Annotated in this window: 10 protein-coding genes; 8 read left to right on the top strand and 2 right to left on the bottom strand. The window is 34.0% G+C overall.

Annotation, left to right across the window (positions count from 1 at the left end; translation table 11 throughout):
* Positions 1-54: 54 nt before the first annotated feature.
* Complete coding sequence (locus tag FNJ88_RS06830) at positions 55-2754, top strand: TonB-dependent receptor (protein ID WP_143852467.1); 2700 nt, start codon at positions 55-57, stop codon at positions 2752-2754.
* Positions 2755-2826: 72 nt separating this feature from the next.
* On the opposite strand, the gene FNJ88_RS06825 is transcribed toward FNJ88_RS06830, so the two are convergent.
* On the bottom strand, positions 2827-3324 hold the full coding sequence (locus FNJ88_RS06825; protein ID WP_143852466.1) for a DinB family protein: 498 nt from the start codon (positions 3322-3324) through the stop codon (positions 2827-2829).
* A 115-nt stretch (positions 3325-3439) separates the two neighbouring features.
* Here FNJ88_RS06825 and FNJ88_RS06820 point away from each other — a divergent pair, with 115 nt between their 5' ends.
* The 7 genes from FNJ88_RS06820 to FNJ88_RS06790 all read left to right on the top strand — a co-directional run bounded on the left by FNJ88_RS06820 (position 3440) and on the right by FNJ88_RS06790 (position 11615).
* On the top strand, positions 3440-4336 hold the full coding sequence (locus FNJ88_RS06820) for a GLPGLI family protein (RefSeq protein ID WP_228414583.1): 897 nt from the start codon (positions 3440-3442) through the stop codon (positions 4334-4336).
* 140 nt (positions 4337-4476) lie between these two features.
* Positions 4477-4731, top strand: a complete 255-nt coding sequence (locus FNJ88_RS06815) for a ferrous iron transport protein A (RefSeq protein ID WP_185145870.1) — start codon at positions 4477-4479, stop codon at positions 4729-4731.
* Between the two features lie 46 nt (positions 4732-4777).
* Positions 4778-6811 carry a ferrous iron transport protein B gene (gene feoB, locus FNJ88_RS06810; RefSeq protein ID WP_143852464.1) on the top strand — a complete coding sequence of 678 codons (2034 nt, stop codon included), beginning with the start codon at positions 4778-4780 and terminating at the stop codon, positions 6809-6811.
* Between the two features lie 266 nt (positions 6812-7077).
* On the top strand, positions 7078-7509 hold the full coding sequence (locus FNJ88_RS06805; RefSeq protein ID WP_143852463.1) for a hypothetical protein: 432 nt from the start codon (positions 7078-7080) through the stop codon (positions 7507-7509).
* 55 nt (positions 7510-7564) lie between these two features.
* Positions 7565-8638 carry a DUF6688 family protein gene (locus FNJ88_RS06800; RefSeq protein WP_143852462.1) on the top strand — a complete coding sequence of 358 codons (1074 nt, stop codon included), beginning with the start codon at positions 7565-7567 and terminating at the stop codon, positions 8636-8638.
* 125 nt (positions 8639-8763) lie between these two features.
* Positions 8764-10146 carry a phosphoglucosamine mutase gene (gene glmM, locus FNJ88_RS06795; RefSeq protein WP_143852461.1) on the top strand — a complete coding sequence of 461 codons (1383 nt, stop codon included), beginning with the start codon at positions 8764-8766 and terminating at the stop codon, positions 10144-10146.
* Positions 10147-10244: 98 nt separating this feature from the next.
* On the top strand, positions 10245-11615 hold the full coding sequence (locus FNJ88_RS06790) for a tetratricopeptide repeat protein (RefSeq protein WP_143852460.1): 1371 nt from the start codon (positions 10245-10247) through the stop codon (positions 11613-11615).
* A gap of 164 nt (positions 11616-11779) precedes the next feature.
* Here FNJ88_RS06790 and FNJ88_RS06785 read toward each other — a convergent pair whose 3' ends face one another.
* On the bottom strand, positions 11780-13072 hold the full coding sequence (locus FNJ88_RS06785; protein WP_228414582.1) for a DUF6080 domain-containing protein: 1293 nt from the start codon (positions 13070-13072) through the stop codon (positions 11780-11782).
* Positions 13073-13084: the final 12 nt, after the last annotated feature.

Genomic DNA, 13084 nt, shown 5'->3' with positions numbered 1-13084 from the left:
TTATATGAAATGTAACAATATAAAGGATTTTGGTACTAATTAATAAAATTGATCATGAGGAAAATCTCGACGCTTTTCGTTTTATTTCTAACCATTTATTCTTGGGCACAATCTTCAATCACTGGAAAAATCAGTGATATTGACGGAAAACCTGTTGCCAGTGCGAGTGTGACAGTGGAAGAGCCAGGAAAAGATGCAATTATTGCTTACTCAATTACCAATTCTAAAGGAGAGTATAAAGTGACCTTTACCAGCTCTGAAGCGAATGTTGATTTAAAAATTAAAGCTTTTAATCAAAAACCTTCTCAGAAAACGGTAAAAAATGAAAGTCAGACACAAAATTTTTCCTTGCAATCAGACGCGACTGAGATTAAAGAAGTGAAGATTAAAGCGAGAATGATTAATAAACGAGGCGATACCATTTCTTATGATATTAAAGCCTTCGAAAGTAAAGCTGATCGTACTCTTTCCGATGTTTTGAAGAAAATGCCTGGTATCGAAGTTAATAAAGACGGAACGATTTTATACCAAGGTGAACCGCTGGTCAAGTTCTATGTTAATGGTAAAGATCTAATGGAGGGAGGTTATGGAACCATTAACAATTCACTACCTACAGGTGCTGTAAAAAAAATTGAGGTGTTGGAAAATCATCAACCTGTTAAAATTTTACAAGACAAAGTTCCATCTGAAAACGCAGCGCTAAACGTAGTTTTAAAAAATGCGGTTACAATGACAGGTAGAGGAGAAGTAGGAGTTGGAATGGAACCTCTTTTATGGAATGTAAAACTTACGCCTATGTTTTTTGGACAGAAAAATCAGTGGGTACTTAATTATAAAACGAATAACACCGGAGAAAGTGTGGAGCGTGAAGGAAACCTTTTATCTTTTGGAAATCGCTATGAAGGAAGAAGAGGGAATTCTGCAGGTAATTATTGGTTAAGTGTTGATAAAGCGAGTGTTCCTAATTTACCAGAAAAAAGATATTTGATGAACAACGTTCATTTTTTCTCAGCGAATGTATTGATGACTCCTTTTAAAAGCAAAGAATGGGAACTTAAAGCCAATATGAGTTATACTAATAATGCAATTAAAAGAGATTCCTACCTTGAGACTAGTTATGAGCAAGACACCAACTTTTTTAAAGCGGGTAAGATTACCACAGCGGAATCTAATAATTTATATAGTAATGCTGCAAAAGGTGAAGTCATTATCACCAAAAATGCGAAAAAAGGGTTCTTCAAAAACACGACTACCTGGAACGGCTTCTGGAATGAGGATCAAGGGAGTACCTCTACTAGATATAACCTCCAAGTTCCAGATCCAACTTTAAAGGATATTTTCATAGATGAATCGCTGACCGCACCTACAGGAATTATTAAAAACTCCTTAAGTACAATTATCCCTTGGAAAGAAAAATTAGTTAACTTCATGAGTTATCTTTCTTATCAAAAGGACAGACAAACCTTATCAGCTGAATATGAAAATTTTACAGATCTTGGTGCCGGTTTCGATAGGTTCGATCAAAAGATTTCTTCTTCAACCTTAATGGCAAATCACTCTGCTTCCGTTGGATTTTCGTATAAAAGATTAACGATAACTCCAGAAGTTGGTTTGAATCTCTCTTTTAACGAGATGAATTCGCAATTATATGCTGATCGTAATATATTGGGTCTCGCCTATCAAAATAGCCTGAAATGGAATGAAATTAATCCTTATACTCAGGTCGGTCTGAATTATAAAGGAAATGCTTTCAATGCCAGTATTAATTTACCTCTAAATATGTACGGTATTGATTATAAAGATCTGCTGCGTAAAAAAGATTCAGAAGTTAATAAAACTGTTTTTGAACCAACCTTTTATGGAAGTTATGATTTTGCCTCTTTTTGGAAAGTTTCTGGGTTTGCGGGTTTAAATTATAATTTTGGAAGTTTTGGTTCTGTATATGACGGCCTTGTTTTAACAAGTCCTAAATCTTTAAACGCAAGAGATAGCCAGCTTTTACCGGAAAATAGAAATATCAATTCTTCGGCAAGATTAGAATATAGAAATCCATTGAATAATTTATTCTTTAATGTAAGATATGGATATAATGATATGAAGAAGAACATTATTACTAAATCACGCCCTTTTGCCTCTGGTGCATCTGCCATAACTTTAGAGTATATAGATAATAATTCTTACTCTCAAAATGAGAGTGCTGAGATTGGAAAATATTTCCCAAAATTCAAAACAAATGCGTCTGCCAGTTTTACCAATAGAGACTCTAACTCGTTTAGTATTTTGGTAGATCAAAATAATGTGGATAATTATATTGAAAATAAAAACAATAGTCGGAGTTTAGCTTTAAAACTTAATAATACCTATTTCTCGTGGATGAGTTTGGATTACAATATTTCATTCAACTGGAATAAAAACAGTGATGATTACAGAAATAATGTGAATAAGAATTCAGGCTGGAATCACAATCTGAATGTATTCCTTTATCCAGTAGAAAATCACACTATTGGCTTGGTTTGGGATGACGTGACCACTTCGCAAGGAGCAACTAATTTAAGGAATTCATTCTACGATCTTTCCTACCAATATACTTGGGCTAAAAAGAAAATTGATTTTGAAATCAAATGGTTAAATATTGCTAACAAAAGATTGTACGAAACAATCGGTTATAATACAACCTATTTCTCTACGACTAGAAACAGTATTGAAATTCGACCGAGTCAAGTGATGTTTACTGTGAAGTTTAATTTTAAATAGTATCTAATTTATTTATAACGATCCCATCTTGTAAAAACAGGATGGGATTTTTAATCTTATTTAAACGTGGGATTAGAAATTTTCGTTATCTGCACTTGGTCCATAGCTTCCTGGCAATTGAATGTCATTTAAGCGGTAGTAAACACCCAATTGCGCTCTGTGATGGGTAATTTGATTGAGAGCGTGCCTCATAGCTTCATATTTGCTAAAATCTGCAAGTAGTACTTCTCCCATATTCATGGTCCATCTCCCATTAAGATCCTCTTCGGCGATGTTTTCTAAGGTTTTTCTGCTTTTCTCATAGTCTTCTTCGAATTTTTCGATAAGTTGTGCTTTAGTATGGAGAATGGTTGGTTGATAATCGCCGGCCGCAAAATCGAGTTTTTCTGTTTGCATCATGAAATCTGGCCAACCGAAAATCTCTGCAATATGAGTTGCTAAAGGCATTAATTTCATGCTTTTTTCATGTGGCTGATAATCATTTTCCCCCTCTGGATAAACCTCAAAGAATTTCTTTGTGGTTTCGTACTCCTGTTTCAATTCTTTTCTTAAGTTAGGTAGGGTTTCCATATTTTTATTTTTATAAAGATAGGGTGTCATCGCAATTTTTTCGTTTAATTATATATTAAAAAAATTTAAATATTTGTTAAAATCTGTAACAAAGCGCTTAAATAGGGTACTAATTATGAAATTATACGAAATGAAAAAATTATTGACACTGACTTTATTGACAGCATTCTTGGCACTAGGTGCTCAAGAAACTGCTAACAGGTTTTTTTATGAATTAACATTTAAACCGAAGAAAGATTCGGCGAAATTAGATAAAGTGATGACTGTTTTAGATATTTCTAAAGACAAATCTATTTATCAGGATTATACGGGTATCGCACAAGATTCAATGGTAGTAGATGCCGTAAAAAAGATGGAAAAATCAGGTGTTTTTGTTGATATTATGAAAAGTCTTAAGATGCCAAAATTCGCATATAAAGTTACGAAGGCTTATCCAACAATGAAAGAAACTTATATTGATCGAATTAGCAATAAATATTTCGGATATGAAGATGATTTGAAATTCAACTGGAATATTCTTCCCATAAAAGAAAAAATTGGAGACTACAATACCCAAAAAGCAACTACTGAATATGGAGGTAGAAAATGGACTGCTTGGTTTTCTACAGATCTACCATTTGCAGACGGACCTTACCGATTTTATGGACTTCCTGGTTTAATTGTAAAAATTCAAGATGATGGTGCAAATTATTCATGGGAACTAAAAGGGAATAAAAAAGTCGAAAATTACTCTGAAACTACTGAAGGAGAAAAATTAGTAGAAAAATATGGGATGAGTTCTGTTGTAAATATCATTGCAAAAGATAAATTTCAAAAAGCGATGGATAATTTTAAAGCGGATCCTTTGGCAGAAGCAAGACCGTATATGACTGCAGAAAATATGAGTAGAAAAATGCCGGGAAGCGACATGACAATGGGAGAGTATTTAAAAAATCAAGAAAAAATCGCAAAAGATTTTTTCAATGCAAATAATAACCCTATTGAAATTCCGGCTGCGAAAGGCAAAAAATAGAAATTCATAAGAATAATTAAATTTTTGATAGCCTTGAAACATTAATTTTGTTTCAAGGTTTTTTTATAACAGAGTTTTTAGAGATTCCTTATTTAGATTAAATTTAAATAACCTATATTTGCAACTCAAAATTACTAGAATTGAAAGGAGATATTTCGAATAAATTATGCTGCTTCCCACGAAATAAGTCGGGGAAAATCTTAGGCTATGAAAATGATGACCTTAAGATGCCCAATAAAATTATTGAAATGGGTCTTTTGCCAGAAACGGTATTCAAAGTTCTATACCAGGCTCCCTTCAAAGGACCGCTTTACATCGAGTTTGGTGATGAGAAAAGTCGTATCGCTCTCCGCGAGGAAGAGGCTCGATTTATCATCGTAGAAACTTTGTCCTAGAAACATCTCTCAATAATTCTCTAACCCAATCGAGATCGAGCGAAGAATGAGCACTTCAAATCCCAAACAAATTCTTTTAGTAGGAAATCCCAATGTTGGGAAATCTACCGTCTTTAATTTGTTATGTAACAAAAAACAGAAAACCGGTAACTATGCCGGCGTTACTGTTGCCAGCTATTCTGGTACTTATGAGTATGAAGGCGAGCAGGTTGAGGTAATCGATCTACCAGGTTCTTACAGTATATACCCGAGCTCTGAAGATGAAGCGATCTTTTCGAAATTTCTCATCGATGAGCAACAAACCTATTCGGGTGTTGTTTATATTCTTGAAGCATTGAGCATTAAAAGAGGTTTGCTTCTTTTCCAGCAAATTCAGGATTTGGGAATTCCTATTTTATTAGTCGTTAACCAAATTGACCAAGCCGAAAGAAGAGGTGTCAATATTGATATCGACAATCTTTCAAAGGAATTAAATGTTAAGGTTTTAAAAGCAAATGCTAAAGAAAATCAGGGTATTGAAGAGTTACGCACAGAAATTTGCCGTGGTAATTTCATGAAGTCAGAAACCGTTTCATTTGATATACCTACCGAACATAAAGGGTTGGTTTTTAAAATTTTACAGGAAACAAAAGAAAAAAATCAGTATAAAGTCTGGACTTTACTTTCATCTGACACTTATCTTGGGAAATTAGAAACAGTACATGACCAAATCAATAACGATGAGGTTAAATGTTTAGTTCCCAAAAGATTACAAACCCAAGAAACAATCAGGCGTTATCAAAAAATCGATCAGATTATTTCTAAAGTTTTGTCCAAAAAGCCTCAATTTAAGGAGTTACTCACAGAGAAACTGGATAAGGTCCTAGTACATCGTTTTTGGGGTTATATCATTTTCGGAGTAATTTTATTAATCATATTTCAAAGTGTTTTCTTCTTAGCTGAATATCCTATGAACTGGATTTCAGATTTTTTCCTTTGGCTATCTAATTTTGTGAGTGCGCAGCTTCCTGCAGGCCCAATAAATTCCCTTTTGGCAAATGGGATTATCCCAGGAGTTGGTGGGATTATGGTTTTTGCGCCACAAATTGGTATTTTGCTCTATTTTCTTTATTTATTAGAGGATTCTGGCTACATGGCAAGAGTTATATTCTTAATGGACCGGTTTCTAAGACCGTTTGGTTTAAATGGGAAAAGTATTGTGCCACTCGTTTCGGGGACAGCATGCGCTATTCCTGCGATTATGTCTACCAGAAACATTGAGAATGTTAAAGAGCGTTTAATTACCATTTTGGTAACGCCGTTTATGACGTGTTCGGCGAGACTTCCTGTTTACAGTATCATCATTGGATTAATTATTCCTAATAAATTTTTTATTGGAATCAGTTATAAAGCTATTGCATTAATGGCGATGTATTTCCTTGGATTTTTTACTTCGTTAATGGCATCTTTAATTCTTAAAAAAATAATTAAAAGCAAAGGGAAATCTTTTCTGGTCATGGATTTGCCTTCTTATAAAATGCCGCTTTTTGCTTATGATTTCAAAATCATGTTGGGAAAAGTCTGGGAGTTTATCACTGGTGCCGGAAAAATTATTTTCTTATTCAGTATCGTGATCTGGTTTTTCTCTTATATTGGACCAACTCAAAATAAGAAGGAATTTATCGCTACCGATGTGAAATTAGATCATTCTTATCTCGCCAAAATGGGTAAATCAATTGAGCCGGCAATTGCACCGCTAGGTTATGACTGGAAAATGGGCGTGGGAATTTTAACCAGTTTTGTTGCGAGAGAAGTATTTGTAGGAACCATGTCCACGTTATACAGCCTAGACGACGAAGCGCCGGAAGGTAAGATTATTGATAAAATGCGGGCAGATAAAAAACCAAACGGAGAACCTGTTTATAGTTTTGCAACCGGAATTTCCATCCTCTTCTTTTATGCCTTTGCGATGCAATGTGTTTCTACTTTGGCCGTTGTATATAGAGAGACTAAATCCTGGAAATGGACTATGGCGCAACTCGTCGGCATGTCTGGATTAGCTTATATTGCTTCTTTAATCGTTTATCAAATTTTGAAATAATGGATAATTCTCTTATTTTTCAGTACATTATCATCGCTGTAATTGTGTTAGTTGCAGGGTATTCTTTATTTAAATTGATCGCTAAGAATTTTAGTTCCAAAAAATTTAAAAAGAAAGGAAAGCCAGGATGCGATTCAGATTGCTGTGGATAACTAGAATAATCAATTCTTTGCGTTATTATTGAATTTTTCTTTAATCATTCTTTAACGCGTAATATAATTCTTGATATTATAGAAAATACCTAATTTTACACCACAAATACTTTTATGAAAAAATTGATCCTTTTCAGTATCATTCTGATGAGTTCGTTCGTAATGTTGTCCGCACAGGAAGGTTTAAAAAAGTTCCTTTACAAAGGAACAATTGATAAATTCCCGGTAACTCTATATCTACAGGAAGATACCTCAGGATGTGGGCCGAAATTTTACCACGGAATGTATAAGTATGATAATTTAAGTAAATGGCTTTATCTGGAGATTTCTGATGATGAAGAAAGCCGGTTGGTAATGATAGAAGGTGGTATTACAGGAATCATCAGCGTAAAGAAAATCGGTGAAACACTCAAAGGGTTCTGGATCTCTCCAGATGGAAGCAGAAAACTTAATGTCAATTTAAAAGAAGTGCCCACGACAAACAGGGTGATGAAATCTTACGATGACAGATATGATGAGGTAAACTATGAAATGAACGATTGCTAATCTGAAGCTCAATATTTTTTTAAGACTTTGTTAATAAAGAAGATAAATTAAAAGCATGTCATTAATCGGTTTATTACTCGTCATTTTTATACTCCTGTTTTTGGGTGTGAAAATATTAAAGAATAAAAAATCTACAGGTGAAATGCTATTGCTTTTTTTTTACCTCGTTGCGATATTCATTTTCTTATTCGGATTTTTATTACATGATAGTAATTACCAAGATGCAATCGATCCGATTGACCGATGCTATTCCCCATTTGGAGGAAAGCATACCATATCATTAATAGTTTACGGTCTGTTTTATCATATTTCCGCCTATTTTCTTTGGATGAAGGGACGGAAGCTACCGCCTTTATTTTTGGTTTTGTGTATGGCTTTTATTTTCATCGGTCTAATTATCAATATAATTATGTTAGTTCAGGTGAGTTCTCACCATACTGAAGATCTAGATATATACAAAGGGAATGACGGAAGTTTTTATTTTATCCCTGCCTTGTTCATAAGTTGTTTAATTGGGATTTCACTCACCAGAAAAATAATTCTGGAAGAAAAGAATAAGGCAGAAATACGTTCCTTTAAGAATGAATTTTTAAACCATTGCAACCATTTTCTTTTACAGAAATATAATGCTCCTATTTGGGCGATTATTTTTTTATTCCCTATTTTTTTAATTATAACAATTATACTTATACTTTTCGGGCAAGATTATAATTCCATGGTCAAAGTTTTTACAGATACTGCAACCTGGACCATGTCTCAGAAAACACATCCGCCAGCTCTTAACCATCGGGGTCATTATTTGTGCACCGTTTCGGCCAGAGGAAACCCAAAGTTGGTAAAACCTCTATATTTGGGAACCCGACACGGGCAAATAATTATTGTAAATAGACAGCTGCAGATTGCGAATGCTTTTGAAGAGCTTATCACTGATCTTTCTCCTAGGCTGCACAAATTTATTAGATATAATTATGACAAATATGGCTATAATATTTCTCTAAAAATTAACACTGAGAAAGCTTCCAACAGAACTTATAAGATTATGAAACCAATAGAGTATCTTTTTATTTTAGTTCTTTATCTGTGCTGCGAAGAACCGGAAAAGAAAATCAGAAGGCAATATCTCTCGTAGTTATAGATTTTTATGATCAAAAAGCAGTTAAGCTTCCCAATATATTATTCGTATTTTTGCACATTGAAAAACCAGCTCATTTATAAATAAATTTGGATTCAAAATACTCTTAAAAATTTCAGTTTATGCCATTAATAAAATCTATTTCAGGAATCCGCGGTACTATAGGCGGTAAAGTTGATGAAAATCTAACACCACTAGATGTGGTAAAATTTACTTCGGCTTTTGGAACCTGGCTTCAGAATAATAAAAATAAAAAAGATTTAACCTTAGTTGTTGGCCGTGATGCGCGGATTTCCGGCTTAATGGTCAATTCATTGGTAACTGCAACTTTACAGGGACTGGGAATTAACGTGGTAGATCTAGGCCTTTCTACAACTCCAACCGTTGAAGTAATGGTACCAGAGCTCAATGCAGATGGCGGAATTATCTTAACCGCTTCGCACAATCCAAAACAGTGGAATGCGCTGAAACTTTTAAATGAAAAAGGCGAATTTATTAATGGTGAAAATGGAACTGATGTTTTGGCTTTAGCAGAAAGTCAGGATTTCAATTACGCTGAAGTTGATGATTTAGGACAGTACGAAACCCGAAATGATGGTTTCGACATTCATATCCAAAAGATTTTGGATTTACCGATGGTTGATGCGGAAGCAATTAAAGCAAAGAAGTTTAAAGTTGTAGTTGACGCGGTAAATTCAACAGGAGGAATTGCCATTCCGCAACTTTTGGAAGAACTGGGTTGTGAAGTGGTAAAACTTTATTGCGAACCCAACGGAGATTTCCCACATAATCCAGAACCAATAAAAGAACATTTAGGTGATATCTGTGAACTCATGAAAACAGAGAAAGCAGATGTTGGGATTGTTGTTGATCCAGATGTGGACCGTTTGGCTTTGGTCGATGAAAATGGGGAGCTTTTTGGCGAAGAATATACCTTAGTTGCGGTAGCAGATTATCTTTTGAGACATCAAAAAGGCGCTGCTATTTCTAACCTTTCTTCGAGTCGTGCTTTAAGAGATGTTGCCCGTAATCTAGGGTCAGAATATTTCGCCAGTGCCGTCGGAGAAGTAAACGTAGTTACTTTAATGAAAGAAAAGAATGCCGTTATTGGTGGCGAAGGGAATGGTGGAATCATCTATCCTGAACTTCATTATGGTCGCGATTCTTTGGTTGGTGTTGCTTTATTTTTAACTCATTTGGCAAAAGAAAACAAAATCGTTTCTGAACTAAGAGCAACTTATCCAAGTTATTTCATGGGTAAAAAGAAAATTGAACTCACTCCGGATATCGATGTAGATTCTCTTTTAACTAAAATGGAAAACGAGTATCAAACTGAAGATATTTCCACAATTGATGGGGTAAAGATAGATTTTGAAAACAACTGGGTACATTTAAGAAAATCGAATACAGAACCGATTATCAGAATTTATACCGAGGCGTTTTCACAAGAAGAAGCAGATCGTTTGGGAGATCAGATGATCGAAAAGATAAAAAGTTTGATTTAATCAGATAATTTATTAATTTTAGTAATGTTTAAATAAAAGGATTATTCCGAAGGTTGTAAGATAATTTCATTCTTCGGAAATAACCACAAAATATAATATTGGAAGAATTTTTTGAAAACGAACTGGTAGAAAAGTTCGAAGCAATGGTTGAGAATAATGATGAATTCTACTTCGAAACTGAAGAGTATGAAGAAATTATCATTTATTATCTGGAAATGGGTGATATCTCATTTGCCGATATGGCAACTAAATATGGGTTAAAAATTCACCCGAATTCAATCGAATTAAAAGTGAAGCAATTTGAGGTGTTTCTGGAGTTAGAAAAATATCCAGAAGCCAAAGAATTGATGGACGAACTGAAGGAAACCTGTATGGAAAATACCGATTTCATGGTTTGTTGTGCGAAATATTATTCTAATCTTGGAAACCCACGGCGTTCTATCGAATTTTGTGAACAGGCTTTAGAATTGGAAGACGAAGAGAATTTTTTACATAACTTCATTGCAGATGAGTATGTGAATCTGGAAGATCCTTTTAGTGCACTTAAACACTATAAATTAGCCTTGAAATTTGATCCGCAAGATGAATATTCTCTTGAGAATGTGATGTACTGTTACAACCAATTGAAACGGAGTGACGAAGCGATCGAATTTTTGAACGGATATCTTAACAAGTATGCTTTCTCGGAAACAGCTTGGTATGAATATGGACAATTCTACTTCAACAAAAAGAATTACGAAGAAGCTATAAAAGGGTTTGATTATTTGTTGGCCATCAACTCTCAGTCTGTTGGAGTTTACGCGAATAAAGCCTCTTGCTTTGAAGCAATGGGTGAATATTTAAAAGCCATCGAAGTTTATAAAGAAATGTTGGCTTTAGAATACACCAAATCGTTTACATTTTATAAAATTGGATTGTGTTATAAAGAGAATAAACAACCGGTTTTAGCCCTGAATGCTTTTCAGAAATCATTGAGAGACGATCCGCAATTTTACCTTTCTATGATGGAGCAGTCTTACCTATATGAGGAGATTGGTGGAATGAAAGAGGCTCTACATTTTGCAAAAGAAGCTGTTTCTCTCAATGAGACTAATCTTGATTATCAAAAAAGATTAGCCTTTCTGTATATTGAAGGTGGAAAATTTGAGGAAAGTTTGGCTTGTTTGAAAAAGCTGGTGGATTTCGAACCTACGCGTTTCTACAACTGGTATGCGTATTCAGAAGTTCTGATGTTGATTGGCGAATACGAAGATGCAATTTCTGTGTTAGTAGATGCAACGAAAATGCATAACAGAGCAGAATTGTTTTATCAGCTAAGCAACTGTTATTTTCATTTAAATAATCAGAAAAAAGGAAGAGCGACCCTTACAACAGCTTTAGAACTGGATCCTCATCTTTTGGAAGATATGAAGCAGAAATATCCTTTCATTAAAGATGAAGCTGAAAAAGTAAAAACCAAAAAGAAGTAATTTTCTCTAAATAGAACAAAAAAAACGCACCGAAAAGTGCGTTTTTTTGTTTGTAAATTAATTTCAAAGAATATTCTAGTTATTTAGAAACCCATAAAAATAAGACCGCAAATCTGAAAGTTCATATATAGCTTATCGAAAAAATTTCATCAAATAAATTAACTTTATCGATAATACATTTCTAGAAAGTCAAAAAACTCTATCATTCTAAACACATTATTGAATGCCAGATAAACGAACAATATTGAAACAGTCACATATAAGAACGATAATGTTTTAGGAGAATTTTGATAGGCGTAAAACAGCCAACCCAATAAGAGAGGAACTGCAAATATAAAATGGCCACCATAAATATAGGAAGTGTGAAGTCCGAATTTTAATACACAGTGAATTACAATGTCTATCAGAAATGAGATAATTAGAATTTGAGCAAATTTATTTTTGTAGTTCTTAACGCAACTCCATACAGTTAATACCAGTACGATCAGTACAAAAATATAAGGGATCACAGAAGAATAAACGTCCATAAAGACTGCCTTGTAATCAAATCCTTTTTTATTGTGATAATCACGCAAGATAAAGCTGCTGAAAAGAATATTTCCACCAAAAAACCAGGAAACAATCATATCCCAAACCGGAGTTACTTTCGGATTAGAGAACTTTTCATATTGTGCAGCTGACTTATCAAAGAAATTCAAAAATTTAAAGTTTAAGCGATAAAGAAACAACAACACAAAAACTGTTACAGAGATTACAACCCTCAAAACTAAATTTCCAAATTTTCTCCAGTTTTGAAAAATATTTTTCTCGAAAAGAAGTGGAATGTAAACTTTAACAATATTAGTGACCGTTAATCCACCAATGGAAACAGCTGCCAAAGCCAAAGCCGTTGCGGGGATTTTTTCCTCTTTTCTGATCTTCAAAGCTGCATAATAATTAAATAAAACCAGAAAAAACAAAGTGTAAGTATAAGTTTCCGGCGTGAAGGAAAGTAAAATGGGAGTTGTGAAAAAAGAAAAAAAGAACAGAATTAGTAGAGAGATCTTTTTCGGTAGCGTGATAATATTCTTCAGGTATTTATAGATTTGAATTAAGCTCAAACTTATTACAATGTTGCTGCAACAAGCTAATGCTAGCCTGAAGATTTCGTTCTTTTTACTACCAGAAAACAGATAAGTAAAGTCTCGAAGCCAATCGAAAAAATAATTTGCTAAAGGATGTCTTTCAAAGCCACCACCGGTCATTACAATAGCGCGATTATCAAAACTGAAGTAGGCATCCCATGGAATTCGGTCATCAAAAATAATTCGGTAATTAAGCGCTATTACCGTTCCCAAAATGCCATATGCAGTAAGGAAAATTAAAAATAGTAGCAATTCGAATCTGGTTTCTGGAAACATCGTTTTCAGAAAATCGGTAAATTTTTGTTTAAAAACCAAGGTAGAAAATTTTGGCAAAATTAATGAATT

Origin of the sequence: Chryseobacterium sp. SNU WT5 (assembly GCF_007362475.1) — a bacterium.
Taxonomy (GTDB): domain Bacteria; phylum Bacteroidota; class Bacteroidia; order Flavobacteriales; family Weeksellaceae; genus Kaistella.
This window is presented reverse-complemented; position numbering and strand designations above follow the sequence as displayed.